We start from the raw sequence: 26,915 nt of genomic DNA on the forward strand, positions 1-26,915 counted from the left end.
CGGCATGGAGCAAGCGGGGGCCGGAATGGACGAGCCACGGGAACGCGGGACCGAGCGCACGCGGGCAGCGGCGCTGGAGCTGATCCGCGCGGTGCTGGAAGAGCGGCGGCTGATCGCCGAACTGGCCGGGCCCGAGGGGCCTCTGGAACCGCTCGAGCCCTCGGAGCGGGCCCGTGCCCGGCGGCTGGCGGTGTCGACGCTGCGCCATATGGGCCGCGCCGATGCGGTGCTGAAACCCTTCCTGCGCCGGCCGCCGCCGCCGCCGGTCCGCGCCATCCTCAGGCTCGCGACGGTCGAGATGCTCGAGGGCGGGGCCGCGGCCCATGGCGCGGTCAATGCCGCCGTCGCGCTGGCCCGGGCCGATCGCAAGACCGAGGCGCTGGCGGGGCTGGTGAATGCCGTCCTGCGCAAGGTGGCCGATCTGCCCGCCAGCGACTGGCAGGCACTGCCGCCGCCGCGGCTGCCGGGCTGGCTGCGCGGCCGGCTCGACAGCGCCTGGGGCCGGGCGGCCGTGGTCGGGATCGAGGCCGCCCATGCCGCGGGCGCGCCGCTCGATCTGACGCCGAAGGATGGCGATGCCGTGGCGCTGGCCGAGGCCACCGGCGGCGTGGCGCTGTCGACCGGCTCGGTCCGGATCGCGGGGCCGGTGCAGGTCTCGGCGCTGCCGGGCTATGGCGAGGGCACGTGGTGGGTGCAGGACGCGGCGGCGGCCCTGCCCGCGCGGCTGCTGGCGGCGCGGCCGGGCGAGCGGGTTCTGGATCTTTGCGCCGCGCCGGGCGGCAAGACCATGCAGCTGGCCGCGGCGGGCGCCAAGGTCACGGCGCTCGATATCTCGGAACAGCGGATGGCGCGCGTCGAGGAGAACTTGGCCCGCACCGAGCTTGAGGCCGAGCTGGTCGTCGCGGATGCGCTGGACTGGGGCGGCGACGCCCGTTTCGACGCGATCCTGCTGGATGCGCCCTGTTCGGCGACCGGCACGATCCGGCGCCATCCCGACCTGCCCCTCGCCAAGGACGGCGCGTCGGTCAAGCCGCTCTTCCCGCTGCAATCGGCACTGATCGACCGCGCGCTCGGCCTGCTGGCCCCCGGCGGACGGCTGATCTACTGCACCTGTTCGCTTCTGCCCGAGGAGGGCGAGGCGCAACTGGCGGCGGCGCTCGAGCGTCACCCGGATCTGTCCGCCATCGCCTTCGATGCGCCCTGGATCGAACCCGGCTGGCGCGCGGCCCATGGCGCCTTGCGGCTTCGGCCCGATCTCTGGCCCGAAAGCGGCGGCATGGACGGGTTCTTCATCGCCGGGCTTCGCAAACCTGCCTGACGTCTGCCCCGTTTCGGACGCAATTCTCCGGTGACACCCCTCAGTCGGCCCGGTATGGTCCGGCGGCAGGCAAGAGTCCGACAGAACGAAGCCCGACCATGGCAGGCCCGACCGACATCGAGTTCCCGCCCTTGCGGCGCGGTGCATGGAGAAACCGTCTCCATGCCCGGCTGAGTGCGCTCGGCCGGCCCGCCCTGCGTCTGGTGCTGCAGCCAGAGCCGCGCTCGGTCGGCAGTTTCGCGCGGGGACGGCAGCTTTGCGCAGGCCGATTCCTGTTCGATGGCGGCGCGGTCGAGGCGCCCGGCACCCCGATCTGGGATATCGAAAGCCCGGGCCTCCGCTTCGAGGCGGCGCGGCAGGGATTCGGCTGGCTCGACGATCTGGCGGCCGCCGCCGATGGCAAGGCGCGGAGGGCGGCCCAGGACTGGGTTCTGGGCTGGATCGAGCGCTTCGGGCGCGGCGGTGGGCCGGGCTGGACGCCCGAACTGGCCGGGCGCCGGACGATCCGGATGATCCATCATGCACGCTTCATCGAGGCCGGGCTCGACGCTGCCGGCTGTGACCGGCTGCATCTGTCGCTGGCCCGGCAGACGGCGTTTCTGGCCCGGCGCTGGCGCAACGCGCCGCCGGGGCTGGCGCGCTTCGAGGCGCTGGCCGGGCTGATCTATGGCGCGCTCTGCCTCGAGGGGATGGGGCGTCATCTGCAAGGGGCCCAGACCGCGCTCGAGCGGGTCTGCGACACCGAGATCGCCGATGACGGGGCGCTGAGCTCGCGCAATCCCGAAGAACTGCTGGATGTGCTGACCCTTCTGGGATGGGCCGAGTCGGCGCTGGCAGCGGCCAGGCAGCCCGCCTGGCAGGGGCATCGCGCGGCGATCCAGCGGATCGCGCCGGTGCTGCGGGCGCTGCGCCATGCCGATGGCGGGCTGGCGCGGTTCCATGGCGGCGGGCACGGGGCCGAGGGGCGGCTCGATCAGGCGCTGGCGGCGGCCGGGGTCAAGCCGCGCCCGCTGAGGGGGCTCGCCATGGGCTATGCCCGGCTGGCCTCGGGGCGCACCACGGTGATCGTCGATGCGGCCCGGCCGCCCTCGGGGCCGGCCTCGGCCGAGGCGCATGCCTCGACGCTGGCCTTCGAGCTGACCTCGGGACGGCGGCCGTTGATCGTCAATTGCGGCGCGGGCGGCGCCTTCGGGCCGGACTGGCGGCTGGCCGGACGGGCGAGCTCGTCGCATTCGACTCTGGCGATCGAGGGCTTTTCCTCGTCGCGCCTGGCGCCCCGGCGGCGCGGGCGGCCGCAATTGCTGGCCGAGATCCCGGACGCCGTCGACTGGCGGGCCGAGACCGGGCAGGGCGGCCATGCGCTGACCGCCTGGCATGACGGCTATGCGACCACCCATGGGCTGATCCATGTGCGCCAGCTGAACCTGGCCTATGACGGCCGGGCGCTGTCGGGCGAGGACACGCTGGCGGCCTTCACCCCCGAGGAACGCGCGGCCTTCGAGCGTGCCGTGGAGCGCTTGGGCGGCGAGGGCATTGCCTTCTCGATCCGCTTCCACCTGCATCCCGAGATCGACGCGGCGCTCGACCTTGGCGGCTCGGCGGTCTCGCTGGCGCCGAAAAGCGGCGAGATCTGGGTGTTTCGCCATGATGGCGCGGCCAGCCTGTCGCTGGTGCCCAGCGTCTATCTGGAAACCGGCCGCGCCGCGCCCCGCGCCAGTCAGGCCATCGTGCTGTCGGCGCGGGTGACCGATCATGCCAGCGTCGTCGGCTGGACGCTGGCCAAGGCCCATGAAGGCGCGCAGGCCCCGCGGGACCTTGAGCGCGAAGACGAATTCGACGATACAGCAGCCCCCTGGACTCGCCCCCATTCAATGACGAAGGACTGATCCTATGACCGATCTCGTGCCCGTGCGCCGCGCGCTCCTTTCCGTATCCGACAAGACCGGGCTTGCCGATCTTGGCCGGTCGCTGGCTGCCCGGGGGGTCGAACTGCTGTCGACCGGCGGCACCGCCAAGGCGCTCCGCGAGGCGGGGCTAGAGGTCAAGGACGTGTCCGAGGTCACCGGCTTTCCCGAGATGATGGACGGCCGGGTCAAGACGCTGCATCCGATGGTGCATGGCGGGCTTCTGGCGCTGCGCGACAACGAGGCCCATGTGATGGCCATGGAGGAGCACGGCATCGGCCCGATCGATCTGCTGGTCGTGAACCTCTATCCGTTCGAGGCGACCGTCGCGAAGGGCGCCGAATATGACGATTGCATCGAGAATATCGATATCGGCGGCCCGGCGATGATCCGCGCGGCGGCCAAGAACCACGCCTTCGTCAACGTCGTCGTCGATACCGAGGATTACACCCGGCTGCTGGGCGAGCTCGACCGCCATGACGGCGCGACCTGCCTGAAATTCCGCAAGAAGCTGGCACAGATCGCCTATGCCCGGACCGGCGCCTATGATGCCGCCGTCTCGACCTGGATGGCGAAGGCGCTGGGCGATGCCCAGCCGCGCCGCCGCGTCTTCGCGGGCGCGCTGGCCCAGGGGCTGCGCTATGGCGAGAACCCGCACCAGCAGGCGGCCTTCTACATCGACGGATCGGAACGGCCCGGCGTTGCCACTGCCAGGCAGTGGCAGGGCAAGGAGCTGTCCTACAACAACATCAACGACACCGATGCCGCCTTCGAGCTGGTCAGCGAGTTCCTGCCCGCGACCGGCCCGGCCTGCGCCATCATCAAGCATGCCAATCCCTGCGGCGTGGCTCGTGGCGAGACCCTTGAACAGGCCTATCGGCGCGCCTTCGACTGCGACCGCACCTCGGCCTTCGGCGGCATCGTCGCGCTGAACATGAAGCTCGACGAGCCGACCGCCAAGGCGATTAGCGAGATCTTCACCGAGGTCGTGATCGCGCCCGGCGCCGACGATGCCGCCAAGGAGGTCTTCGCCGCCAAGAAGAACCTGCGGCTGCTGACCACCGGCGGGCTGGCCAATCCGGCGGCGGCCGGGCTGACCTATCGCCAGGTCTCGGGCGGGCTGCTGGTGCAGGACAAGGACAATGGCCGGATCGAGGCCCCGGACCTGAAGGTGGTGACGAAACGTGCGCCGACCGAGGCCGAGATCGCCGACATGCTGTTCGCCTGGACCGTGGCCAAGCATGTCAAGTCGAACGCCATCGTCTATGTCAGGGACGGCGCCACCGTCGGCGTCGGTGCGGGCCAGATGAGCCGTGTCGATTCCTGCCGCATCGCGGCGCGCAAGGCCGAGGACATGGCCGAGGCGCTGGGCCTTTCCGAGCCGCTGACCAAAGGCTGCGCGGTGGCTTCGGACGCCTTCTTCCCCTTCGCCGACGGGCTTCTGGCCGCGGTCGAGGCGGGGGCGACGGCGGTAATCCAGCCCGGCGGCTCGATCCGCGACGAGGATGTGATCGCGGCGGCCGACGAGGCGGGGCTGGCCATGGTCATGACCGGCATGCGCCACTTCCGGCACTGAGCGATGCGGCGGCTCGGGCTTGTCGCGGCGCTGGTCTTCCTGCTCGACCAGTTCAGCAAGGTCTATGTGGTCCACCACATGGGCCTTGCGCTCGATCAGCGCATCGATGTCTGGCCGCCCTATCTGACCTTCCGGATGGCCTGGAACCGGGGCGTCAATTTCGGGCTGTTCGCGCATGACGCCGATCTGGCCCGCTGGCTGCTGATCGGGGTGTCGCTGGCGATCTCGGCCGGCGTCGCCATCTGGATGGCGCGCGGGCGGCACCGCCCGGCGGCGCTGGTCTCGGCCGGGCTTCTGATCGGGGGCGCGCTGGGAAATGTTCTGGACCGGGTGCGTTACGGCGCGGTGGCCGACTTTCTGAACATGTCCTGTTGCGGCATCGACAACCCCTATGCCTTCAATGTCGCCGATGTGGCGATCTTCGCGGGCGCGCTGGGGCTCGTGCTTTTCACCGGGAAGGACAAGACCCCGTGACGCGCCCTGCAAGCTGCGTTAAAGAGGGCCAGACCGGACGAAGGGGACTGCGCATGCGATCGGCACGGATACTGGTTCTTGGGGTGGCTGTGACGGCGGCGCTGTCGGGCTGCAGCCGTGGGGACGACTATCAGCCGAAACTGATGCACCTGCGCGGTTCCGAGCGCGGCCCCGACGAATTCTCGGTCGTTCCGAACAAGCCGCTGGAAATGCCCAAGGACATGGCTTCGCTGCCGGCGCCGAGGCCGGGGGGCTCGAATCTCGTCGATCCGACGCCCGAGGCCGATGCCGTGGCCGCGCTGGGCGGCAATATCGCCCGCGGCGTGCCCGGCGATCCCGGGCTGATGGCCCAGGTCACCCGCTTCGGTGTCGATCCCTCGATCCGCCAGACGCTGGCGCAGGAGGATCTCGACTATCGCCGCAAGCATGACGGTCGGCTGCTGGAACGCTGGTTCAACGTGACCGTCTATTACAACGCCTACAGCCGCCAGTCGCTCGACCAGTATGCCGAGCTTGAACGCTGGCGTGCGCGCGGCGTGCGCAATGTCAGCGCGCCGCCGAAGGACTAGGCCGACGGACCCGGCCTGAAGACCGGGGCCAGGGACTGGCGATCCCGCCCGCTCACATCTGCGTGGCGCCGGTTGCAAACCCGGCGCGCCGCAGTAGCTTGCCTCGAACCGCTGACCCGAGGAGAGACAAGCGAATGATGCCGATCCGGCTGGCCGTCCTGGCCCTGATCGCGACGGCCGGGATTGCCCGTGCCGAGAAGGTGACCGATTTCACGCTGCAGAACGGCATGGAGGTGGTGGTGATCGAGGACCACCGCGCCCCGGTCGTGGTGCAGATGGTCTGGTACAGGGTCGGTGCCGCCGACGAACCGCCCGGCAAATCCGGGATCGCGCATTTCCTCGAACATCTGATGTTCAAGGGCACAGATGCGGTCGGCCCCGGCGAGTTCTCGAAGATCGTCGAGGAGAATGGCGGGTCCGACAATGCCTTCACCTCCTGGGATTACACCGCCTATTTCCAGCGCGTCGCCGCCGACCGGCTGGATCTGATGATGCAGATCGAGGCCGACCGGATGACCGGCCTCAAGCTTTCCGAGGACGATGTCGCGACGGAACGGAACGTGATCCTCGAGGAACGCAACCAGCGCACCGAGAACGACCCCGGCGCGCTGTTTTCCGAACAGCGCAAAGCCGCGCAATATCTCAACCACCCTTACGGCATTCCGATCATCGGCTGGCGCCATGAGATGGAGGGGCTGAGCCGGGCCGATGCGCTGGCCTATTACCGCACCTATTACGCGCCGAACAACGCGGTGCTGGTGGTCGCGGGCGATGTCGATCCCGAGGCGGTGAAGGCGATGGCCGAGGCCCATTACGGCCCGCTGGTGCCCTCCGAGACCCTGCCGCCGCGGCTGCGCCCGCAGGAGCCGCCGCAACTGGCCGCCCGGCATCTGACCTATCAGGACCCGCGCGTCGCCCAGCCCTATGTGATCCGCACCTATCTGGCGCCCGAGCGCGACCCGGGCGATCAGAAACAGGCCGCCGCGCTGACATATCTGGCCGAGATCCTCGGCGGCTCCGGCACCAATTCGGTGCTCAGCGACAAGCTGCAATTCGACAGCCGCACCGCGATCTACAGCTCGGCCTTCTATGACGGGCTGTCGCTCGACAAGACCACCTTCGGCTTCGTCGTGATGCCGGCCGAGGGCGTCTCGCTGGGCGAGGCCGAGGCCGGGCTCGACAAGGCCCTGGCCGAGTTTCTCGATCAGGGCGTCGATCCGACCCTGTTCGACAGCATCAAGACCCAGCTGCGCGCCTCGGAAATCTATGCCCGCGACAATATCCAGGGGCTGGCCCGGCGCTATGGCGCGGCGCTGGCGGTGGGCATGAGCGTCGAGGATGTGCAATCCTGGCCCGAGATCCTGCAAGAGGTCACGCCCGAGGACGTGATGGCGGCCGCGCGCGCCGTGCTCGACCCGCGCAGCTCGGTCACCGGCTGGCTCGAAACCCCGCCCGGCGTCGCGCCTTCCGACGCGCCCAGGGCGATTCCCACGGGCTCGCAGGAGGTGACCCAATGATCCGCGCCGTCTTCAGCAGCCTTGCCTTCGTCCTTCTCGCCGCCCTCCCGCTGCGGGCCGAGGTCGAGATCCAGGAGGTGACATCGACCGGCGGCCTCCATGCCTGGCTGGTCGAAAGCCACGAGGTGCCCTTCGTCTCGCTCGAGATCCGCTTCCAGGGCGGGGCGAGCCTCGATGCCCCGGGCAAGCGCGGTGCCATCAACCTGATGACCGGTCTGCTCGATGAAGGGGCGGGCGAGATGGATGCCCGTGCCTTCGCCCGCGAACGCGACGCGCTGGCGGCCAGTTACCGCTTCGATGTCGGCGCGGATTCGCTGGCGATTTCCGCCCGGATGCTGACCGAGAACCGCGATCAGGCGGTCGGTCTGCTGCGCCAGGCGCTGGTCGCGCCGCGCTTCGACGCTGATGCCATCGATCGGGTACGGGCGCAGGTGATCTCGGGCATCCGCTCGGACGCGACCGATCCCAATGCCATCGCGGGCGAGACCTTCGACCGCATCGCCTATGGCGACCATCCCTATGCCACCCCGATCAGCGGCACCGAAAAGAGCGTGGGCGCCCTGACCCGCGACGATCTGATCGCCGCCCGCGACCGGGTGATGGCCCGCGACCGGCTGTTCGTGGCTGCGGCGGGCGACATCTCGGCCGAGGATCTGGGCCGGCTGCTCGACAGGCTGTTCGAGGGCCTTCCCGAGACCGGCGCGCCGATGCCGGGGCCCGCGCCCCTGAACCTTGCGGGCGGGGTGAAGGTGGTGCCCTTCGAGACGCCGCAATCGGTGGCGGTGTTCGGCCAGCGCGGGCTCGAGCGCGACGATCCCGATTTCTTCGCGGCCTTCGTGATGAACCAGATCCTCGGCGGCGGCGGCTTCGGTGCCCGGCTGATGGAAGAGGTCCGGGTCAAGCGCGGGCTGACCTATGGCGTCTATTCCTACCTGATGCCGATGGATCACGCCGCGCTGATCATGGGCGGGGTCGCCTCGGGCAATGACAAGATCGCCGAGGCGGTCGAGGTGATCCGGGACGAATGGGCGCGCATGGCCGAGGCGGGTGCGACCGAAGAGGAGCTTGAGAAGGTCAAGACCTACCTGACCGGCGCCTATCCGCTGCGCTTCGACGGCAATGCCCCGATCGCGCGCATCCTCGTCGGCATGCAGATGGAGGGGCTGACGCCCGATTACGTGAGGACCCGCAATGACAGGATCCGGGCGGTGACGCTCGAGGATGTGCGGCGGGTGGCGGCCGAATTGCTCGATCCCGCGCATCTGCAATTCGTCGTGGTTGGGCAGCCGCAGGGGCTGGAAACCACCAACTGAGCCCCCAACTGACCCCATGGTCGAATCGGCGGGGGGCGTGCTAGAAATTGTGGCATGACTTCCCCCGCCCCCAACATTCACCGTGATATCCCCAGAATTCGTCAGCTTGACGAGGCCGCCATCAACCGCATCGCTGCGGGCGAGGTGGTCGAGCGTCCGGCCTCGGCCGTCAAGGAGCTGGTCGAGAACGCCATCGATGCCGGCGCACGGCGGATCGAGGTCGCCTATGCCCAGGGCGGCAAGGGGCTGATCCGCGTCACCGACGATGGCTGGGGCATGGCGGCCGAGGATCTGCCGCTGGCGCTGTCGCGCCATGCGACCTCGAAGATCGACGGCTCGGATCTTCTCGATATCCGCAGCTTCGGGTTTCGCGGCGAGGCGCTGCCCTCGCTGGGGGCGGTGGGGCGGCTGACCATCACCTCGCGCCGCGAGGGCGCCGAGGCCGTGCGGATCGCGGTGACGGGCGGTGCGCCCGGGCCCGTGACGCCGGCGGCGCTGAACCGCGGCACCGTGGTCGAGCTGCGAGATCTGTTCTTCGCGACGCCCGCGCGGCTCAAGTTCCTGCGCAGCGACCGCGCCGAGTCCCTGGCCATCGGCGATGTTGTGAAACGGCTGGCTCTGGCAGAGCCGCTGGTGGGCTTCACCCTGCGCGATGTCAGCGATGGCGGCGAGGGGCGGGTGCTGTTCCGCGCCGATGCGCAGACAGGCGATCTGTTCGATGCGCTTTACGGCCGTGTGGTCTCGGTCCTGGGGCGCGACTTTGCCGAGAATGCCCTGAAGATCGAGGCCGAGCGCGAGGGTTTCGGCCTGACCGGCTTTGCCGCCCTGCCGACCTATTCGCGCGGCGCCGCGGTGGCGCAGTTCTTCTTCGTCAACGGCCGTCCGGTCCGCGACAAGCAGCTTCTGGGCGCGCTGAGGGCGGCCTATATGGACGTGCTCAGCCGCGACCGGCATCCGGCGGCGGCACTGTTCATCGATTGCGATCCGCATCTGGTCGATGTCAACGTCCACCCCGCCAAGGCCGAGGTCCGCTTCCGCGAGCCGGGCATCGTGCGCGGGCTGATCGTCTCGGCGCTGCGCCATGCGCTGGCCGGGGCCGGGCACCGGGCATCCAGCACGGTGGCGGGCGCCACGCTGGGCGCGATGCGGCCCGAGCCGTCCGGCCCGCCGCGGGTCTACCAGATGGACCGGCCCTCGCCCCGCGCGCTGAACATGTCTTATGCCGCACAGGCGCCGCTCACGCCGCCCGCCCTGTCCGGAGCCCCGTCCGAGGCGCCATTGACCCAGGGCTTCGCCGATCCCTCGGCCCGGTTCGAGACCGTCGCGCCCGCGCCCGAGGCCGAGGCTCTGCCCCTTGGCGCCGCCCGGGCGCAGCTGCATGAGAACTACATCATCGCCCAGACCGAGCGTGGCATGGTCATCGTCGATCAGCATGCCGCCCATGAGCGACTGGTTTACGAGAAGCTGAAACGCCAGATGGCCGAGCGGGGCGTCGCCGCGCAGGCGCTGCTGATCCCCGAGATCGTCGAGCTGTCCGAGGGCGACATCGCCCGGCTGATGGAGCACGAGGCCGATCTGACCCGCATGGGCCTGGCGGTCGAGCCCTTCGGCCCCGGCGCCATCGCGGTGCGCGAGACGCCCGCTCTGCTGGGCGAGGTCGATGCCGGGGCGCTGATCCGCGACATCCTCGACGAGCTGGCCGATCAGGGCGACAGCCAGACCCTGCAGGCGCGGCTCGACGCGATCCTCAGCCGGGTGGCCTGCCATGGCTCGATCCGCTCGGGGCGGCGGATGCGCGCGGACGAGATGAACGCGCTGCTGCGCGAGATGGAGGCGACGCCGCTCTCGGGCCAGTGCAACCATGGCCGCCCGACCTATGTCGAGCTGAAGCTGTCCGATATCGAGCGGCTGTTCGGGCGCACATGATCGAGGTGTTCGGCACGGCCTATGCCTGGGATGACCCCGTCGTGCTGGCGGCGGCCGGGGCGGCGGCGCTGATCCTGCTGGTACTGGGGCTTCTGATCTCGGCGGTGCGCCGCGCCGGGCGCTCGGCCGAGATGGCCGCACCGCTGATCTACCAGATGGACCGGCTGACGCGGCGGGTCGATCAGCTGGGCGAGGGGCAGCAGCGGCTGGCGGGCGGGCTGACCCATGTTTCCGAGGCGCAGGCGGCGGCGCAGGCCAACATGCTTAGGCTGATGGAAAGCCGTCTGGCCGCGGTCACCGAGCAGATGAACCGCAATCTCGAGGGCGCCTCGCGCCGCACCGCGCTGTCGCTGGGCGAGTTGCAGCAGCGGCTGGCCACCATCGACCGCGCGCAGGAGAATATCGAGAAGCTCTCGGGCAATGTGCTGTCCTTGCAGGATATCCTGTCGAACAAGCAGACAAGGGGCGCCTTCGGCGAGATCCAGCTTGCCGATATCGTCGGCAAGGCGCTGCCAAAGGACAGCTATGTGCTGCAGGCGACGCTGTCGAACGGGCGCCGCGCCGATTGCCTGATCCGGCTGCCGAAGCCGCCCGGGCCGATCGTGGTCGATTCGAAATTTCCGCTGGAAGCCTATGAGGCCTTGCGCCGGGCCGAGACCCAATGGGACCGGCAGGAGGCCGTGCGCGCCTTCAAGACCTCGGTCCGGGCGCATATCCGGGCGATCTCGCAGAAATACATCATCGCCGAAGAGACCGCCGACGGGGCGCTGATGTTCCTGCCCTCCGAGGCGGTCTATGCCGAACTCCACGCCAATTTCCCCGATCTGGTGCGCGAGAGCTTCGAGGCGCGGGTCTGGATCGTGTCGCCGACCACCTGCATGGCGACGCTGAACACGATGCGGGCGATCCTCAAGGATGCACGGATGCGCGATCAGGCCGGGGCGATCCGCAAGACGCTGAAACTGCTGCACCGCGATGTCGAGCTGGTGGCCGAGCGGGTCGACCGGCTGACCACCCATTTCGGACAGGCCCGCGCCGATCTGGAAGGCATCGGGCTTGCCGCCGAGCGCGCGGGCAAGCGCGCGGCCCGGCTGGACAATCTCGATTTCGAGGAACTCGGCGCCGATCAGGACGAGATGATGCCCCGTCTGCCCGGCGCGGCGGAATAGCGCCGCTCTCGCCTCAGATCCCGATGAAGGGCTGGGCCAGGCGCGGCAGGATGCCGCGGAATTTCAGCGGCGCATCGGTGGCGGCAAGGCAGATGCAGTCGGGGCCCGGCGCCGCGACCGGGGTATGGTCAAGCTCTTCGCCCGCGACCTCGACATCGCCGCGCCCGTAGCGCCCGCCCGCATCCTCGAAGGCGCCCTGCAGCACCAGCGTCAGCTCCATCCCGCCATGGCCGTGATCGGGCATCGCCATTCCGGCGGGAATGTAGAGCAGCCGGACAGTCGCGTCCTTCCCGGTGGGCAGCACCGCCTGACGCACGCCGCCGCCGAGGGCCCGCCAGTTGACGTCGCCGGCATCGCCGCCGACATAGTCGCGCAGAGGCATCGGGAAGACGGAGCCGGCCGCCGCAGCGGGTGCGGGGGCCTCGATGCGCGCGTCCTCGGGCATGGCCGCGATCCGCCGGAGCGTGGCGGCAAGGCTGTTCCCGGCCATGGCGGCGGCCGGTTCCTCGGCCTCCAGCACCGCGCCGCCCACTGCCTCGAATCCGGCCAGCCGCGCGCGGCACTCGTCGCAGAGCGAGACATGGGTCGCGACGACCAGCGAGAAGGCCTCGGGCAGGCTGCCCGCGGCATAGGACATCAGCAGGTCGTCGTTCAGGTGATGGGTGATGCGCGTGGTCATGGCTCGGGTCGTCTTCCTCATGTCATTTCGTGGCGCAGGCGCTCCAGCGCCAGCCGGATCCGCGATTTGATCGTGCCAAGCGGCAGGCCGGTCTCGGCCGCGATCTCGCGATGCGAGAGCTCGCCGAAATAGGCCCGTTCGATCAGCACCCTCTGGGCCTCGGGAAGCGCCTTCAGCGCTTCTCCGAGCTGTTCCGTCTCCTGTTGCAGCGCGACCGTCTCGGCCTGGTCGGGGGCGTGATCCGGCCCCCAGGTAAGATCCTCGGGCTCGGGGCGCCGCTGCTTGCGCAGCACGTCGATCCGGCGGTTGCGGGCGATGGTGAAGATCCATGTCGCCACGCTGGCCCGTTCGGGATCGAACAGATGCGCCTTGTGCCAGACCGTGGCCATCACCTCCTGCGCGCATTCCTCGGCCAGGGCCTCGTCTGCCCCGGATTTCATCAAAAACGCTTTCACCCGGGGGGCGAAATGCGCGAACAGGCGGGAAAAGGCGGTCTGATCCCCCGACGCCCCGATCCTCTCCACACATGTCACCCATTGGGTGTCGGCGGTCTGTCTTTCGGTCACGACTCTTGCCTCGGCAATGCTGACAGGTCCCTCATCGAAGCCAGGATAGGGCGGTAGCGCCCCGGCTTCATCCGGTTTCTGGCTGGCATGCGAGCCGTGCAACATGTCATTGTTACGCGGCAGGCGGCGATCCGGATCACTTTCGGCGGGAAAAATGCCCGGTCGCAGAAATCACCTTGCCCGGCCCCGGGTCGGACAAAGCCGCCCAGGTTCCGGACAGGTTCTGGACAGGGGCGCCCCAAAGCCCATATCCGACCGACGGGACAGACAGGAGCAACAGTCACATGCCAATCGACAGCGCGGGCGGGCGGCGGCGGATCGCCGTGATCGGAGGCGGCATCTCGGGGATGGGCGCCGCACATCTTCTGGCCGGGACGGCCCGGGTGACGCTGTTCGAGGCCGAGGGGCGGCTGGGCGGCCATGCCCGCACGGTTCTGGCCGGGCGCCATGGCGACCGGGCGGTCGATACCGGCTTCATCGTCTTCAACCGGGTGAATTACCCGCATATGGTGCGGCTGTTCGAAAAGCTCGGCGTGCCGGTTGCGAAATCCGACATGAGCTTTGGCGCCTCCTTCGATGGCGGGGCCTTCGAATACGGGCTGAAGAACCTGCGCGCGGTCTTCGCCCAGCCCGCCAATGCGCTGAACCCGCGCTTCTGGGGCATGCTGCGCGATGTCACCCGCTTCAATGCCCGCGCCATGGACGAGGCCCGCGACCCGTCGGTCTCCCTGGGCGATTTCCTGGCCGCGCTCGGCACCGGCGATTGGTTCCGCGACCGCTATCTGCTGCCGCTCTCGGGGGCGATCTGGTCGACGCCCAGCCAGGGCATTCTCGATTTTCCGGCCCAGGCGCTGATCCGCTTCTTCGACAATCACGCGCTGCTCAGCACTTCGGGGCAGCATCAGTGGTACACCGTCGAGGGTGGCTCGGTCGAATATGTGCGCAGGCTCGAGGCGGCGCTGGCCGCAGCCGATGTCGAGATCCGCAAGGCCGCGCCGGTCGAGGCGGTGCGCCGCGATGCCGAGGGCGCCGAGATCCGGGCCCGGGGCGGGGAATGGGACCGGTTCGACGAGGTGGTCTTCGCGACCCATTCCGATGACAGTCTGGCGATGCTGTCCGATGCCACGCCCGAGGAACGCGCGGCGTTGTCGGCGGTGCGCTACCAGCCCAATGAGGCGGTGCTGCATGCCGATCCGGCGCTGATGCCGAAACGCCGCGCGGTCTGGTCGAGCTGGAACTATGCCGAGGCGTCCGGCGCCCGGGCCGGCCGGATCGACCTGACCTACTGGATGAATTCGCTGCAGCCGATCCCGAAGGACGATCCGCTCTTCGTGACGCTGAACAGCCGGCGGCCGATCCGCGACGAGTTGATCTATGACACGGCGACCTTCCGGCATCCGGTCTATGACCGGGGCGCGCTCGAGGCGCAGCAGGCGGTGCGGCGGATGAACGGGACCAACCGCACCTGGTTCTGCGGCGCCTGGATGCGGAACGGATTTCATGAGGACGGGCTGGCCAGCGCTGTGGATGTGGCCGAGGCCATGCTTGGCGGGCGGCCCGAGGCGGTGGCGGCATGACGGCAATTGTAGAGCATATTCGGGGCAAGACCTTTCACCAGCGGCGCGGCCGGGTCGGGCACAAGCTGAGCCATACGGTCGATTACGTGCTGTTCGACGCCGAGGCGCAGGAGCTGAAGGCGCCGGGCTGGTTCGGGCGGGGGCCCGGCAAGCCGATGGCGGTGCTCGACAGCGATCATGGCGGGCCCAAGGGGCAGGGCCGTGGCGCGGCCTGGGTGCGCGAGGTGCTGAAGGCGCGCGATCTGTTCGCGATCCGCGGAAAGATCGAGCTGATGACCTTGCCGCGGGTGCTGGGCCATGAATTCAACCCGGTCAGCTTCTGGCTCTGTCACGACACCGAGGGCCAGCTGCGCGCGGTGATCGCCGAGGTCAACAACACCTTCGGCGACCGGCATTGCTATCTGTGCTGCCATCCCGACCAGCGCCCGATCGCGCCCTCGGACATCCTGACCGCGACCAAGATCCTGCATGTCTCGCCATTCCTGCCGATTGCCGGAGGCTACCGCTTCCGCTTCGATATCCGGCCCGACCGGGTGGGGATCTGGATCGACTATTCCGCCGATGCCGAAGAGGGGCTCTACGCCACCCTGACCGGCCCGCGTCGGCCGCTCAGCCGCTGGTCGATGCTGAAAAGCGCGCTGCGCCGGCCGTTCGGCTCGCGCCGGGTGCTGGTGCTGATCCACTGGCATGCGCTTGTGCTGTTCCTGAAGGGCGCGAAATACCGGACCCGGCCCGAACCGCCCGCAGAAGAGTTGAGCTGATGCGGGCAGCGCCGCTGCCGGGCTATGCGGTCTTTGCCGCGATGCTGGCTGCGGCGGGTCTGCCGATCTATATCCACGCGCCGAAATTCTATGTCGATCAGTACGGGGTGAGCCTTGCGGCGCTGGGCAGCGTGCTGTTCGGGCTCCGGCTGCTTGACGTGGTGCAGGACCCGGCGCTGGGCTGGCTGTCGGAACGTCTGCACCGCTGGCGGTCGCTCGCGGTGCTGGCGGCGGTGGCGCTGCTGGTGGCCTCGATGGGCGCGCTGTTCGCGGTCGTGCCGCCGGTCGCGCCGCTCCTGTGGTTCGCGCTCTGCCTGACCGGGCTCTTCACCGCCTTCAGTTTTCTCACCATCACCTTCTACGCCCAGGGCGTGGCGCGGGCGGGCCGCATGGGGCCGGGCGGCCATGTCCGGCTGGCGGCCTGGCGCGAGACCGGCGGGCTTCTGGGCGTTTCGGCCGCCGCCGTCGCGCCGACGCTGCTGATGTCGGCGACCGGCGCGCCCTTTGCCGGCTTCGCGCTGGGCTTTGCCGGGCTCGCGGCAATCGCCACGGTCGCGATGTGGCGGGACTGGTCCCTGCCCGCCGCGCCCGAGACATCGGGCTGGCGCGAGGTTCTGGCCGATCCGGTGGCGCGGCGGCTTCTGCTTCTGGCGCTGATCAATGCCACGCCCGTCGCCGTGACTTCGACGCTGTTCCTGTTCTTCGTCGAAAGCCGTCTTGGCCTGCCCGGATGGGAGGGGCCGCTTCTGGTGCTGTTCTTCCTCTCGGCCGCGGCCTCGGCGCCCGGCTGGGGGCGGGCGGCGCGGCGGTTCGGCGAGAAGCCCGCGTTGCTGGCGGGGATGGGGCTGTCGATCCTGGCTTTCGGCTTCGCGACGCTCCTGGGCACCGGCGACGGGCTGGCCTTCGCCGCGATCTGCGTCGCCTCGGGCGCGGCGCTCGGCGCCGACATGACCCTTCTGCCCGCGATCTTCGCCGGGCGTATGGCGCGGATCGCGCCCAATGCCGGGCAGGCCTTCGGGCTGTGGTCCTTCGTGTCGAAATTCACCCTCGCGCTTGCGGCGGTAGCGGTGTTGCCGCTGCTGCAGGCGGCGGGGTTCGAGTCCGGAGGGGAGAGCTCTCCGGAGCGGGCGCTGGTGCTTCTGAGCCTGCTTTACGCAGCCCTGCCCTGCGTCCTCAAACTCGTGGCGGTCGCGCTTCTGGTCGCGACGCCGCTCAACAGGGAGACGATCGGATGATCGCATTCGTTCTCGGGCTGGCCCTGGCGCTGGCCCTGGTCGCTGCCAAGGCCCGCTATCTCGGATTTCCGGGGCAGAAACCCGCCGATTACCGGGATGAGGGACCCGAATTCGACCTGCGCCGCCATCTGGACGGGCCGATCCTCTGCGAGGGCGTGATCTACGGGCCGACCGGCCGGGTGGTGTCGCGCTTCACCGGAGATTTCCTTGCCCGATGGGAGGGCAATTCGGGAACGATGACCGAGGAGTTCCGGTATGACAGCGGTGCTACCCAGAGTCGCAGATGGTCCTTCAAACTTGCAAATGATGGCACGATTGCCGCCGATGCTCCCGATCTGGTTGGCTCCGGGCATGGAATGCAGCAGGGATCGGGGGTACACCTCCGCTACCGCATCCGTCTGCCCGAGGATTCGGGCGGGCATGTGCTGGCGGTGACCGACTGGATGTATCTGATGGAAAACGGGGCGATCATTAATCGCAGCCAGTTCCGCAAGTTCGGCTTCCTGGTTGCCGAGCTGGTGGCGACGATGCGCCCGAAGGAGGCCGCGTGACGACGGACTGGATCGGAAAACGCTACTGGATCATCGGGGCGAGCGAGGGCATCGGCCGCGCTCTGGCAGAACGGCTGGGGGCGCTCGGGGTCACTCTCGTGCTCAGCGCCCGCAGCGAGGACCGGTTGAAGGAGCTGGCCGCATCGCTGCCGCGCAAGGCCGATGTGGTGCCGCTTGACGTGACCGATGCGGCGGCGGTCAAGGCCGCGGTCGAGGCGGTCGGAGAGATCGACGGCGTGATCTATGTCTCGGGCGCCTACTGGCCGATGACGGCCGGGGACTGGAATGCCGAGCAGGTCGAGACCATGCTTGACGTCAACCTGATGGGTGCGGCCCGGGTGCTTGGCCATGTCGTGCCCTGGTTCGTGGCGCGCGATCGCGGCCATATCGTTCTGACCGGCAGTCTCGCGGGTTTTCGCGGCCTGCCCGGGGCGATCGGCTATGGCGCCTCCAAGGCCGGCCTGATGTCGCTGGGCGAAAGCCTGCAGGTCGATCTGCGCGGCACCGGGGTCAAGGTCCAGGTCGCGAATCCGGGCTTCGTCAAGACCCGGCTGACCGACAAGAACGACTTCAAGATGCCCTTCATCATGTCGCCCGAGGATGCCGCGCATGAATATGTCGAGCTGATGATGTCGGATGCGATGTCGCGCAGCTTCCCGACCCTGTTCTCGTGGATTCTGCGTCTGGCCCAGCTTCTGCCCGACTGGCTGTATTTTCCGCTTTTTGGGCGCAGGAGCTGAGACTTGCCCTTGCCTCTGCGACGGGCCCGGGCGACACTGAGCGCCCGTGCCGTAGGAGTATGACGACCCATGCAAGAGCTCTTGGAAATCAGCCCCAGCAAGGTGGTGCAGGTGATCTTTCAGGCCCGCGAGAAACGTCTGGGCGAGGCTGAGCTGCGCGGCTTCATCGCGGCCATGAACGATGACGAGAAGGCAAGCCTGGTGGCGCTGACCTGGATCGGCCGCGAGACCTTCGAGGCGGACGAGCTTGAAGAAGCGATCACCACCGCCAAGGCCGAGGCGACCTCGCCGACAGAGGATTACCTCGTCAACATGCCGCTCTTTGCCGATTATCTCGAAGCCGGTCTCGAAGCCATCGGGATCAGCCCGGCCGATGTCGAGGAAGAGTTCTTCGACCGCTGACGGCGTGACGGAGCCTGTCGGCATCCGTCACGCGGCGCGCCGAATCCTCAGCGCGCCGCCTTTGCGTATCTTGCTGCGGCCTATGGAATAATTTCCTCCGCAGCGGGACATTGCGCAATTATATAACCTTTCCCTTGACCGGCCTTTGGGCATGCGCAACTCTGCGTTGACGCTTCGGTGTGGAGGAGGCCCCGAGGGGCCGTTTATCCGAAGCGCGATGAGGAAACCTGGCGCATGATACGCCGCCGAGGCGGCCGGAATATCCGGCCCGGTCCGCGGGCTCCGGTCGATCCGGGCCCGCCTCTCCGGAGACGGTCCGATCCGCGATCAACGCGGGCGTGACCGGCCGCCGACGCAGGGGAGGATGAAATTTGGCAACACGCGGCGCGTCGACGGATGAATTATGCTCCATTCCCGCGCTGCTTGCCCGCAACGTGTCGCGCTACGGCGACCGTCCCGCGTATCGCGAGAAGGAATTCGGGATCTGGCAGGCCTGGACCTGGGCCGAGGCGGCGGACGAGATCCGGGCGATGGCGCTGGGTTTTCTGGCGCTGGGAATGGCGCGGGGCGACCATGTCGCCGTGATCGGCCGCAACCGGCCTGCGCATTACTGGGCGATGGTGGCCGCCCAGATGTGCGGCGCGGTGCCGGTGCCGCTTTACCAGGACGCGGTGGCCGAAGAGATGGCCTATGTGCTGGACCATTGCGGCGCCCGTTTCGTCGTCTGCGGCGATCAGGAACAGGTCGACAAGGTCATCGAGATCCGCGACCGCGCGCCAGGCGTCGAGCATGTGCTTTACAACGACAAGCGCGGCATGCGGAAATACGACCACAGCCATCTGAACTGGCTGCACGATATCGGCGACGAGGGCCGCGCGGCCCATCGCCGTCTTGAACCCGAGCTTGACGCCCGCATCGCCGAACAGGGCTGGGACACGACCTGCGTCATGCTCTACACCTCGGGCACCACCGGCAAGCCCAAGGGCGTGGTGCTGTCGAACCGCAACATCATCGAGACCGCGAAGGCCTCGGTCGCCTTCGACCATCTGGGCCAGGACGAGGAGGTGTTGGCCTATCTGCCGATGGCCTGGGTCGGCGATTTCATCTTCTCCATCGGTCAGGCCATGGTGGCGGGCTTCTGCGTCAACTGCCCCGAAAGCCCGGACACGATGATGACCGACCTGCGCGAGATCGGGCCCACCTATTTCTTCGCGCCGCCCCGGATCTTCGAGACCATGCTGACCAGCGTGATGATCCGGATGGAGGATGCGGGCGATCTGAAACACGCGCTTTTCAGGCATTTCATGGAGTTCGCCAAGGGCACCGGCGAACGCTTCGGGATGCCGCGCTATCGCCGCAGGCAGTCGCGCCCGACGCTGCGCCGCCGCGTCCGCTGGGTCTATCGCTATGCGATGGGCATCGGCTTCGCGATCGAGACGCTGGCCGAGAACGCGGTGCGGGGCTTCCTCGTGCGGCTGCGCCATCCGCTGGAGGCACGCAAGCATTACAGGGCGCGGGGGCCTTTGCTGAACCTCTATCCCAAGCCGCTGCGCGATTATTTCGACTACCGCACCGGCGAGGTTCTGATCTACGGGCCGCTCAAGAACACGCTGGGCCTGTCGCGCATCCGGGTGGCCTATACCGCGGGCGAGGCCATCGGCCCCGAGATCTTCGAATTCTACCGCTCGCTCGGCATCAACCTCAAACAGCTTTACGGCCAGACCGAAGCGTCGGTCTTCATCACCCAGCAGCCCGACGGGCAGGTGCGCTCGGACACGGTGGGCGTGCCGAGCCCCGGTGTCGAGGTCAGGATCGGCGAGAATGGCGAGGTGTTCTATCGCAGCCCCGGCACCTTCGTCGAATATTACAAGAACCCCGAAAGCACCGCCACGACCAAGGATGCCGAAGGCTGGGTCGCGACGGGCGATGCCGGCTTCTTCGAAGAGGCCAGCGGGCATCTCAGGATCATCGACCGCGCCAAGGATGTGGGCCGGATGGCCGATGGCGCGCTGTTTGCGCCGAAATATGTCGAGAACAAGCTGAAATTCTTTCCCGACATCCTCGAGGCGGTGGTGTTCGGCGCCGGGCGCAAGATCTGCACCGCCTTCATCAACATCGACCTCACCGCGGTCGGCAACTGGGCCGAGCGCAACAACATCGCCTATGCCTCCTACCAGGAACTGGCCGGGCATCCGCGCGTGCTTGAGACGATCAAGTCGCATGTCGAGGAGGTCAACCGCTCGCTTGCCGGGGACGAGATGCTGTCGGGCTGTCAGGTCCGCCGGTTTCTGGTGCTGCACAAGGAGCTTGACGCCGATGACGGCGAACTGACCCGCACCCGCAAGGTCCGCCGCCGCATCATCGAGGAGAAATATGCCGATCTGGTGACCGCGCTCTATGACGGCTCGGCCGAGAAACACACCGAAACCGAGGTGACCTACGAGGACGGGCGCAAGGGGCGCATCCGGGCCACCCTCAAGATCCGGGACGCGCGCTGCTTCCCGGTGCAATCCCATGACAAGGTGGCCGCGGAATGACCGAGAACCGACCCACGATCCCGATGCCCTCGCTCGACTGGCAGATCCCGTTCGGACGGGCCCAGAAGGATGTGCTCTGGATCAGCTTCGCCGTGCTGACCGCGATGGTGGCCTTCGGCGCCGGGTTCTGGGCGCTGGCCGCGGTCTTTTCGCTGGCGCTGGCGGTCTTTGCCCAGATCCGGGTGCCGCAGGAACCGGCAATGCCCGAAGGCAGCCGGCTTGCGCCGCTGTCGCATGCGCTGCGCTACGGGCTGGCCAATCTCGTCACCATGGTCTTCGTCTATGGCGCCGCGACCGTGCTGGGCTCGGGGCTGCGCATGGCGGTGACGAAACTTCTGGCCGCGGTATGAACCGGATGGCACCTCCGAAGCCGGACGAGGGTCAGCTTACCGAGGATGGCCGTGCCATCGGTCCGGTGCTGATGGAGCTGAGGAACATCACCCTGCGCTTTGGCGGCGTGGTCGCGATCAAGGACATCTCCTTCGACATCCGCGAGGGCGAGATCCGCGCCATCATCGGCCCGAACGGCGCGGGCAAGTCCTCGATGCTGAACGTGATTTCGGGCTTCTACCGGCCCTCGGAAGGCGAGGTCTGGTTTGAGGGCGCGCGCCGTCCGCCGATGCGGCCCTACAGGGTCGCGCGGCAGGGCATCGCCCGGACCTTCCAGAACATCGCGCTGTTTTCCGGCATGTCGACGCTCGACAATATCATGACAGGCCGGATCACCCGGATGAGGTCCTCGCTGCTGGCGCAGGCGCTGTGGTGGGGGCCGGCCGAGCGCGAGGAAAGCGAGCACCGCGCCGCAGTCGAGAAGATCATCGATTTCCTCGAGATCCAGCATATCCGCAAGACGCCCGTGGGCCGTCTGCCCTACGGCTTGCAGAAGCGGGTGGAGCTGGGCCGGGCCCTGGCGGCCGAGCCGCAGCTTCTGCTGCTGGACGAGCCGATGGCCGGGATGAATGTCGAGGAGAAGGAGGACATGTCGCGCTTCATCCTCGATGTGAACGACGAATTCGGCACCACCATCGTCCTGATCGAGCATGACATGGGCGTGGTCATGGACCTTTCCGACCGGGTGGTGGTGATGGATTACGGCCGCAAGATCGGCGACGGCCCGCCCGAGGAGGTGCGCGCCAGCCAGGACGTGATCGACGCCTATCTGGGGGTGGCCCATGACTGATCTGCTTTACGCCGTCGAGGTGATGATCAACGGGCTGATGGCAGGCGTGCTTTATGCGCTGGTGGCGCTGGGCTTCGTCCTGATCTTCAAGGCATCCGGCATCTTCAACTACGCCCAAGGGGTGCTGGCGCTCTTCGCGGCGCTGACGCTGGTCGGGCTGCAGGAGGGGCAGGTGCCCTTCGCCCATCTGATCAACGCGGCCTTCGGCACCGATCTGCACCGGTTCGGCTGGCAGCTTCCGGCGGTTGTGGCCATCGTTCTGACGGTCGGGGTGATGGTGCTGTTGGCCATCGCCATCGAGCGGCTGATCCTCAAGCATCTGGTCAACCAGGCGCCGATCATCCTGTTCATGGCCACGATCGGCCTGGCCTATTTCCTCGAGGGGTTCGGCGACATCATGTGGGGCGCCGACATCAAGACGCTGGATGTGGGGCTGCCGCAAGGGGGCAGCGCCTGGCTCGAACAGGCCACCGCGGGCTGGGGCAGCGAGGAGTTCTACGGCTTCTTCATCGACAGGCTCGATATCGTGGCGACGCTGGTCGCGGCGGTGCTGGTGATCTCGCTGACGCTGTTCTCGCAATATTCCAAGCAGGGCCGGGCGCTGCGGGCGGTGGCCGACGACCATCAGGCGGCGCTGTCGGTCGGCATCTCGCTGCGCTTCATCTGGGTGCTGGTCTGGTCCATCGCGGGCATCGTGGCGCTGGTCGCGGGGATCATGTGGGGCGCCAAGTCCGGCGTGCAGTTCAGCCTGTCGCTGATCGCGCTGAAGGCGCTGCCGGTCCTGATGCTGGGCGGTTTCACCTCGATCCCGGGCGCCATCGTCGGCGGGCTGATCATAGGGGTCGGCGAGAAGCTGTTCGAATACACCATCGGTCCGATGATCGGCGGCGCGACCGAGAACTGGTTCGCCTATGTCCTGGCGCTGGTGTTTCTGGTGTTCCGGCCGCAGGGCCTGTTCGGAGAGAGGATCATCGAAAGGGTCTGACATGCAAAAGCTCTATGCCATTACCTGTGTGATCGGTTGGGGGGTCTTCTATGTGTTTGCCTATCTCGCGCTGGCCTCGGTCAACGACGCCGAATGGATGTCGGTGGCCTACGGGCTTCTGGCCTTCGCGGGCTTCGTTGCCGGGATGCTGTCTTGGGTGCGGCTTGTGCGCGGCAAGCGGCCGGTGATCCGGACCGTGCCGAAGGGGGCCGCCCGGGTCCGGAGGCCGCTATGAGCCACCGCACCCGGATCGGCGGGCTCTGCATCGACTGCCGGACCGACGATCTGGGGCCGGCGCTGGCCTTCTGGTCGGCGGCGCTGGGGCGCGAGGGCGCCCTGGTCGAGGACGGGCGCTATGCCCGGCTGAGCGGTCCGCCCGCCGCGCCGCAGGTGATCCTGCAGGCGGTCGGTCACGACCCGCGCGTGCATCTCGATATCGAGACCGACGATATCGAGGCCGAATGCGCCCGGCTGACCGGCCTCGGCGCGGTCGAGGTCACGCGGATCAAGGACTGGGTGGTGATGCAGGCCCCCACCGGGCACCGCTTCTGTCTGGTGCCGCCCGAAGGGGATTTTCCGAAAGATGCCATGGAGGTCGACTGAATGTTCTACCGCGAGGCCGGCGATTTCAAGACCTCCTACCGGGATGACAGCCAGACCTTCCCGATAGGCTTCGACCGCTACCGCTATTACGCGGTGCTGGTGCTGGCCTTCGCGGTCGTGCCCTTCGTCATCGACGATTACTGGGCCAGCGCGATCTTCGTGCCCTTCCTGATCTATGCCATCGCCGCCATCGGGCTGAACATCCTCGTTGGCTATTGCGGACAGCTCTCGCTTGGCACCGGCGGCTTCATGGCGGTGGGCGCCTATGCCTGCTACAAGCTGATGACCGCCTTTCCCGATCTCAACATCGTCTTCTGCATCCTGGGCGGCGGGCTGGTGACGGCGGCGGTGGGGGTGCTGTTCGGGCTGCCCTCGCTTCGGATCAAGGGCTTCTATCTCGCGGTCGCGACGCTTGCGGCGCAGTTCTTCCTGGTCTGGCTCTTCAACAAGGTGCCGTGGTTCTACAACTACTCGGCCTCGGGGCAGATCTCGGCGCCCGCGCGCAGCGTCTTCGGCCAGCCGGTCACCGGCGCCGGGGTCGAGGCCTGGGCGCAATACATGATCTGCCTCGTCTTCGCCGTGGTTCTGGCCTGGGCCGCGCGCAACCTGACGCGGGGCACGGTGGGGCGGTCCTGGATGGCGATCCGCGACATGGATATCGCGGCCGAGATCATCGGGGTGAACCCGCTCAGGGCCAAGCTGACGGCCTTCGCGGTCTCGTCCTTCTATATCGGCATCGCGGGGGCGCTGTTCTTCGCGGTCTATCTGGGCGCGGTCGAGGTGGGTGAGGCCTTCGGCATCCAGAAGAGCTTTCTCATCCTCTTCATGATCATCATCGGCGGGCTCGGCTCGATCTTCGGCAGCTTCGCGGGCGCGGCCTTCCTGGTGCTGCTGCCGGTCCTTCTGAAGAACGTGCTGGTGGGCAGCCTCGGCTGGCCCACCGACCTGACCGCCCATGTCCAGCTGATGATCCTGGGGGCTCTGATCATCGGCTTTTTGATCGCCGAGCCGCACGGGCTCGCCCAGCTCTGGCGGGTCGGCAAGGAAAAGCTGAGGCTCTGGCCATTCCCGCATTGACGGGCAGGGCAGGCGCGACCGACCGGGTCAACCCGGCACGCATTTTCAAGGGAGGAGTGACGACATGACCAACCGACTGGCCCCGCTTGCACTGGGTGTCCTGCTGGCCGCGGGCCCTGCCGCGGCCGATCTGGTATTCCCCGATCTCAGCTACCGCACAGGGCCTTTTGCCGCGGGCGGCGTGCCGTTCTCGGACGGCTATCAGGACTATTTCACCCTGGTGAACGAACGCGATGGCGGCATCGGCGGGGTCAAGGCCCGGGTGCCGGAATGCGAGACCGCCTACAACACCGAGAAGGGGGTCGAGTGCTACGAGGCCACCAAGGGCGATGGCGCGCTGATCTACCAGCCGCTCTCGACCGGCATCACCTATCAGCTGATCCCGAAGGTCGAGGCCGATCACATCCCGCTGCACACCATGGGCTATGGCCGCACCTCGGCCGCCAATGGCAAGGTCTTCGAATGGGTGTTCAACTATCCCGCCAATTACTGGGACGGGGCCTCGGTCGTCATCAAGTACCTGATGGACGAGAACGGCGGCAGCCTCGAGGGCAAGAAGATCACGCTGCTCTATCACAATTCGGCCTATGGCAAGGAGCCGATCCCGACGCTCGAGGCGCTGTCGAAGAAGCACGGCTTCAGGCTGACGCTGATCCCGGTCGACAGCCCCGGCCAGGAACAGAAGTCGCAATGGCTGCAGATCCGGCGCGAGCGGCCCGATGTGGTGGTGATGTGGGGTTGGGGCGTGATGAACCAGGTCGCGATCCAGGAGGCCGCCAATATCGGTTTCCCGATGGACCATTTCATCGGCAACTGGTGGGCCGGGGCCGAGCATGACGTGGCCTCCGCGGGCATGGCCGCCGATGGCTACAAGGCGCTGAACATGAACCGGGTGGTCGATTACCCGGTCTTCGCCGATATCCGCACTCATGTCGTCGAGAAGGGGCTGGCGGCGGGCGACGGCTCGAATGTGGGCTCGGTGCTTTACACCCGCGGCATGTATGCGGCGATGCTGGCGGTCGAGGCGGCGAAGACGGCGCAGGAGATGACCGGCACCGCCCAGATCGACGCGGCGATGATGCGCGAGGGGATGGAGCATCTGGAGATGACCGCCGCCAGGATGGAGGCGCTGGGCATGCCGGGGATCGGCCCCGAATTCACCGTGAGCTGCGCCGATCACGGCGGTTCGGGCATGGCCATCGTCCAGCAGTGGAACGCGGGCGACAAGGAATGGGTGCCGCTGACCGATTTCATCGCCCCCGATGCCGAGGTGATCGCGCCGCTCATCGAGGCCGATTCCACGGCCTTCGCGGCCGAGAACGGCATCACGCCGCGCTGCGACTGACGTCCCGTCGTCCCCGGCCACGACCCGGCCGGGGGCCTTGCCTTCGAGGAAAACGCCCATGTTCGATACCGCGCCGCAGGACGAGGCCCTGCTTGAGCTCAACAATATCGAGGTGATCTACAATCACGTCATCCTGGTGCTGAAGGGCGTGTCGCTGTCGGTGCCGAAGGGCGGCATTACAGCCCTTCTGGGCGGCAACGGCGCGGGCAAGACGACGACGCTCAAGGCCATCTCGAACCTTTTGCGGTCGGAACGCGGCGAGGTCACCAAGGGCTCTATCCTCTATCGCGGGACGCGGGTGCAGGATCTGAACCCCGCCGATCTGGTCAAGGCGGGCGTGATCCAGGTGATGGAGGGGCGGCATTGCTTCGAGCATCTGACCGTCGAGGAGAACCTTCTGACCGGCGCCTATACCCGCACCGATGGCCGCGCCGCGATCCAGGCCGATCTCGAGATGGTCTATGGTTATTTCCCGCGCCTGAAGGAGCGGCGGAAGTCCCAGGCGGGCTATACCTCGGGCGGCGAGCAGCAGATGGTCGCCATCGGCCGCGCGCTGATGAGCCGGCCGCAGATGATCCTGCTGGACGAGCCCTCGATGGGGCTCGCGCCGCAGCTTGTCGAACAGATCTTCGAGATCGTGAAATCGGTCAACGAGAACGAGGGCGTGACCTTCCTTCTGGCCGAGCAGAACACCAATGTCGCGCTCCGCTATGCCCATTACGGCTATATCCTCGAATCCGGCCGGATCGTGATGGACGGCCCGGCTGCCGATCTGCGCGAGAACCCGGATGTGAAGGAGTTCTATCTCGGCATGTCCGATCAGGGCCGCAAGAGCTTTCGCGATGTGCGGTCCTACCGCCGCCGCAAGCGCTGGCTGAGCTGACGCTGCCTGTCATCTGTGACCGAAGGAG

General features: G+C 67.8%; 26 protein-coding genes. 24 read left to right on the forward strand and 2 right to left on the reverse strand.

Annotation, left to right across the window (positions count from 1 at the left end):
- The first annotated feature begins 25 nt into the window (after positions 1-25).
- The 9 genes from B5V46_RS01575 to B5V46_RS01615 all read left to right on the forward strand — a co-directional run bounded on the left by B5V46_RS01575 (position 26) and on the right by B5V46_RS01615 (position 11,766).
- Positions 26-1,318, forward strand: coding sequence for an RsmB/NOP family class I SAM-dependent RNA methyltransferase (locus tag B5V46_RS01575; protein ID WP_080614962.1), 1,293 nt, complete (start codon positions 26-28; stop codon positions 1,316-1,318).
- A 98-nt stretch (positions 1,319-1,416) separates the two neighbouring features.
- Entirely contained in the window at positions 1,417-3,204 is a 1,788-nt protein-coding gene (locus B5V46_RS01580; RefSeq protein WP_080614963.1) for a heparinase II/III family protein, read from the forward strand.
- Between the two features lie 4 nt (positions 3,205-3,208).
- The gene (gene purH / locus B5V46_RS01585; protein ID WP_080614964.1) at positions 3,209-4,798 is read left to right on the forward strand and encodes a bifunctional phosphoribosylaminoimidazolecarboxamide formyltransferase/IMP cyclohydrolase; all 1,590 of its coding nucleotides are present in this window, start codon (positions 3,209-3,211) and stop codon (positions 4,796-4,798) included.
- Positions 4,799-4,801: 3 nt separating this feature from the next.
- Entirely contained in the window at positions 4,802-5,272 is a 471-nt protein-coding gene (gene lspA, locus B5V46_RS01590; RefSeq protein ID WP_080614965.1) for a signal peptidase II, read from the forward strand.
- Between the two features lie 53 nt (positions 5,273-5,325).
- Positions 5,326-5,841 carry a DUF3035 domain-containing protein gene (locus B5V46_RS01595; RefSeq protein WP_080614966.1) on the forward strand — a complete coding sequence of 172 codons (516 nt, stop codon included), beginning with the start codon at positions 5,326-5,328 and terminating at the stop codon, positions 5,839-5,841.
- Between the two features lie 137 nt (positions 5,842-5,978).
- Positions 5,979-7,358: a pitrilysin family protein gene (locus tag B5V46_RS01600; protein ID WP_080617906.1), complete on the forward strand. Its 1,380-nt coding sequence runs from the start codon at positions 5,979-5,981 to the stop codon at positions 7,356-7,358.
- Positions 7,355-8,671 (forward strand): pitrilysin family protein, encoded by a 1,317-nt coding sequence (locus B5V46_RS01605; protein ID WP_080614967.1) that lies wholly within the window; start codon positions 7,355-7,357, stop codon positions 8,669-8,671. The genes B5V46_RS01600 and B5V46_RS01605 overlap by 4 nt, the downstream gene beginning before the upstream one ends.
- A 54-nt stretch (positions 8,672-8,725) precedes the next feature.
- Positions 8,726-10,597: a DNA mismatch repair endonuclease MutL gene (mutL, locus tag B5V46_RS01610; protein ID WP_080614968.1), complete on the forward strand. Its 1,872-nt coding sequence runs from the start codon at positions 8,726-8,728 to the stop codon at positions 10,595-10,597.
- Positions 10,594-11,766, forward strand: coding sequence for a DNA recombination protein RmuC (locus tag B5V46_RS01615; RefSeq protein WP_080614969.1), 1,173 nt, complete (start codon positions 10,594-10,596; stop codon positions 11,764-11,766). The genes mutL and B5V46_RS01615 overlap by 4 nt, the downstream gene beginning before the upstream one ends.
- Positions 11,767-11,779: 13 nt before the next feature.
- Here B5V46_RS01615 and B5V46_RS01620 read toward each other — a convergent pair whose 3' ends face one another.
- A complete protein-coding gene (locus B5V46_RS01620) occupies positions 11,780-12,445 on the reverse strand; it encodes a ChrR family anti-sigma-E factor (protein WP_080614970.1) in 666 nt (221 codons plus the stop codon).
- Positions 12,446-12,462: 17 nt separating this feature from the next.
- Positions 12,463-13,116, reverse strand: a complete 654-nt coding sequence (locus B5V46_RS01625) for a sigma-70 family RNA polymerase sigma factor (protein WP_080614971.1) — start codon at positions 13,114-13,116, stop codon at positions 12,463-12,465.
- Positions 13,117-13,295: 179 nt separating this feature from the next.
- Here B5V46_RS01625 and B5V46_RS01630 point away from each other — a divergent pair, with 179 nt between their 5' ends.
- The 15 genes from B5V46_RS01630 (at position 13,296) to B5V46_RS01700 (ending at position 26,887) form a co-directional block, all read left to right on the forward strand.
- Positions 13,296-14,588: an NAD(P)/FAD-dependent oxidoreductase gene (locus B5V46_RS01630; RefSeq protein ID WP_080614972.1), complete on the forward strand. Its 1,293-nt coding sequence runs from the start codon at positions 13,296-13,298 to the stop codon at positions 14,586-14,588.
- Complete coding sequence (locus B5V46_RS01635) at positions 14,585-15,349, forward strand: DUF1365 domain-containing protein (protein WP_080614973.1); 765 nt, start codon at positions 14,585-14,587, stop codon at positions 15,347-15,349. Before B5V46_RS01630 ends, B5V46_RS01635 begins: the two co-directional genes overlap by 4 nt.
- Positions 15,349-16,584 carry an MFS transporter gene (locus tag B5V46_RS01640; protein WP_080614974.1) on the forward strand — a complete coding sequence of 412 codons (1,236 nt, stop codon included), beginning with the start codon at positions 15,349-15,351 and terminating at the stop codon, positions 16,582-16,584. The genes B5V46_RS01635 and B5V46_RS01640 overlap by 1 nt, the downstream gene beginning before the upstream one ends.
- The gene (locus B5V46_RS01645; RefSeq protein ID WP_080614975.1) at positions 16,581-17,135 is read left to right on the forward strand and encodes a DUF3833 domain-containing protein; all 555 of its coding nucleotides are present in this window, start codon (positions 16,581-16,583) and stop codon (positions 17,133-17,135) included. Before B5V46_RS01640 ends, B5V46_RS01645 begins: the two co-directional genes overlap by 4 nt.
- Positions 17,132-17,875, forward strand: a complete 744-nt coding sequence (locus B5V46_RS01650) for an SDR family oxidoreductase (RefSeq protein WP_231119193.1) — start codon at positions 17,132-17,134, stop codon at positions 17,873-17,875. The genes B5V46_RS01645 and B5V46_RS01650 overlap by 4 nt, the downstream gene beginning before the upstream one ends.
- A gap of 69 nt (positions 17,876-17,944) precedes the next feature.
- Positions 17,945-18,277: a DUF3775 domain-containing protein gene (locus B5V46_RS01655; protein WP_080614976.1), complete on the forward strand. Its 333-nt coding sequence runs from the start codon at positions 17,945-17,947 to the stop codon at positions 18,275-18,277.
- A gap of 371 nt (positions 18,278-18,648) precedes the next feature.
- On the forward strand, positions 18,649-20,814 hold the full coding sequence (locus B5V46_RS01660; protein ID WP_080614977.1) for an AMP-binding protein: 2,166 nt from the start codon (positions 18,649-18,651) through the stop codon (positions 20,812-20,814).
- Entirely contained in the window at positions 20,811-21,164 is a 354-nt protein-coding gene (locus B5V46_RS01665; RefSeq protein WP_080614978.1) for a hypothetical protein, read from the forward strand. The genes B5V46_RS01660 and B5V46_RS01665 overlap by 4 nt, the downstream gene beginning before the upstream one ends.
- Positions 21,165-21,169: 5 nt before the next feature.
- A complete protein-coding gene (locus tag B5V46_RS01670; protein WP_155773885.1) occupies positions 21,170-21,994 on the forward strand; it encodes an ABC transporter ATP-binding protein in 825 nt (274 codons plus the stop codon).
- Entirely contained in the window at positions 21,987-22,979 is a 993-nt protein-coding gene (locus B5V46_RS01675; RefSeq protein WP_080614980.1) for a branched-chain amino acid ABC transporter permease, read from the forward strand. The genes B5V46_RS01670 and B5V46_RS01675 overlap by 8 nt, the downstream gene beginning before the upstream one ends.
- A 1-nt stretch (position 22,980) precedes the next feature.
- Positions 22,981-23,214, forward strand: a complete 234-nt coding sequence (locus tag B5V46_RS01680) for a hypothetical protein (RefSeq protein WP_080614981.1) — start codon at positions 22,981-22,983, stop codon at positions 23,212-23,214.
- Entirely contained in the window at positions 23,211-23,582 is a 372-nt protein-coding gene (locus B5V46_RS01685; RefSeq protein ID WP_080614982.1) for a VOC family protein, read from the forward strand. Before B5V46_RS01680 ends, B5V46_RS01685 begins: the two co-directional genes overlap by 4 nt.
- Positions 23,583-24,659 carry a branched-chain amino acid ABC transporter permease gene (locus B5V46_RS01690; RefSeq protein WP_080614983.1) on the forward strand — a complete coding sequence of 359 codons (1,077 nt, stop codon included), beginning with the start codon at positions 23,583-23,585 and terminating at the stop codon, positions 24,657-24,659.
- A gap of 64 nt (positions 24,660-24,723) precedes the next feature.
- Positions 24,724-26,004, forward strand: coding sequence for an ABC transporter substrate-binding protein (locus B5V46_RS01695; RefSeq protein ID WP_080614984.1), 1,281 nt, complete (start codon positions 24,724-24,726; stop codon positions 26,002-26,004).
- A gap of 58 nt (positions 26,005-26,062) precedes the next feature.
- Entirely contained in the window at positions 26,063-26,887 is an 825-nt protein-coding gene (locus tag B5V46_RS01700; protein ID WP_080614985.1) for an ABC transporter ATP-binding protein, read from the forward strand.
- Positions 26,888-26,915 lie beyond the last annotated feature (28 nt).

It is taken from the genome of Rhodovulum sp. MB263 (assembly GCF_002073975.1).
Taxonomy (GTDB): Bacteria; Pseudomonadota; Alphaproteobacteria; order Rhodobacterales; family Rhodobacteraceae; genus Rhodovulum.

Coding starts and splice junctions, on each gene's coding strand:
- B5V46_RS01575 (WP_080614962.1), top strand. CDS start 26: ATGGACGAGCCACGGGAACGCGGGACCGAGCGCACGCGGGCAGCGGCG.
- B5V46_RS01580 (WP_080614963.1), top strand. CDS start 1,417: ATGGCAGGCCCGACCGACATCGAGTTCCCGCCCTTGCGGCGCGGTGCA.
- purH (WP_080614964.1), top strand. CDS start 3,209: ATGACCGATCTCGTGCCCGTGCGCCGCGCGCTCCTTTCCGTATCCGAC.
- lspA (WP_080614965.1), top strand. CDS start 4,802: ATGCGGCGGCTCGGGCTTGTCGCGGCGCTGGTCTTCCTGCTCGACCAG.
- B5V46_RS01595 (WP_080614966.1), top strand. CDS start 5,326: ATGCGATCGGCACGGATACTGGTTCTTGGGGTGGCTGTGACGGCGGCG.
- B5V46_RS01600 (WP_080617906.1), top strand. CDS start 5,979: ATGCCGATCCGGCTGGCCGTCCTGGCCCTGATCGCGACGGCCGGGATT.
- B5V46_RS01605 (WP_080614967.1), top strand. CDS start 7,355: ATGATCCGCGCCGTCTTCAGCAGCCTTGCCTTCGTCCTTCTCGCCGCC.
- mutL (WP_080614968.1), top strand. CDS start 8,726: ATGACTTCCCCCGCCCCCAACATTCACCGTGATATCCCCAGAATTCGT.
- B5V46_RS01615 (WP_080614969.1), top strand. CDS start 10,594: ATGATCGAGGTGTTCGGCACGGCCTATGCCTGGGATGACCCCGTCGTG.
- B5V46_RS01620 (WP_080614970.1), bottom strand. CDS start 12,445: ATGACCACGCGCATCACCCATCACCTGAACGACGACCTGCTGATGTCC.
- B5V46_RS01625 (WP_080614971.1), bottom strand. CDS start 13,116: ATGTTGCACGGCTCGCATGCCAGCCAGAAACCGGATGAAGCCGGGGCG.
- B5V46_RS01630 (WP_080614972.1), top strand. CDS start 13,296: ATGCCAATCGACAGCGCGGGCGGGCGGCGGCGGATCGCCGTGATCGGA.
- B5V46_RS01635 (WP_080614973.1), top strand. CDS start 14,585: ATGACGGCAATTGTAGAGCATATTCGGGGCAAGACCTTTCACCAGCGG.
- B5V46_RS01640 (WP_080614974.1), top strand. CDS start 15,349: ATGCGGGCAGCGCCGCTGCCGGGCTATGCGGTCTTTGCCGCGATGCTG.
- B5V46_RS01645 (WP_080614975.1), top strand. CDS start 16,581: ATGATCGCATTCGTTCTCGGGCTGGCCCTGGCGCTGGCCCTGGTCGCT.
- B5V46_RS01655 (WP_080614976.1), top strand. CDS start 17,945: ATGCAAGAGCTCTTGGAAATCAGCCCCAGCAAGGTGGTGCAGGTGATC.
- B5V46_RS01665 (WP_080614978.1), top strand. CDS start 20,811: ATGACCGAGAACCGACCCACGATCCCGATGCCCTCGCTCGACTGGCAG.
- B5V46_RS01670 (WP_155773885.1), top strand. CDS start 21,170: ATGGCACCTCCGAAGCCGGACGAGGGTCAGCTTACCGAGGATGGCCGT.
- B5V46_RS01675 (WP_080614980.1), top strand. CDS start 21,987: ATGACTGATCTGCTTTACGCCGTCGAGGTGATGATCAACGGGCTGATG.
- B5V46_RS01680 (WP_080614981.1), top strand. CDS start 22,981: ATGCAAAAGCTCTATGCCATTACCTGTGTGATCGGTTGGGGGGTCTTC.
- B5V46_RS01685 (WP_080614982.1), top strand. CDS start 23,211: ATGAGCCACCGCACCCGGATCGGCGGGCTCTGCATCGACTGCCGGACC.
- B5V46_RS01690 (WP_080614983.1), top strand. CDS start 23,583: ATGTTCTACCGCGAGGCCGGCGATTTCAAGACCTCCTACCGGGATGAC.
- B5V46_RS01695 (WP_080614984.1), top strand. CDS start 24,724: ATGACCAACCGACTGGCCCCGCTTGCACTGGGTGTCCTGCTGGCCGCG.
- B5V46_RS01700 (WP_080614985.1), top strand. CDS start 26,063: ATGTTCGATACCGCGCCGCAGGACGAGGCCCTGCTTGAGCTCAACAAT.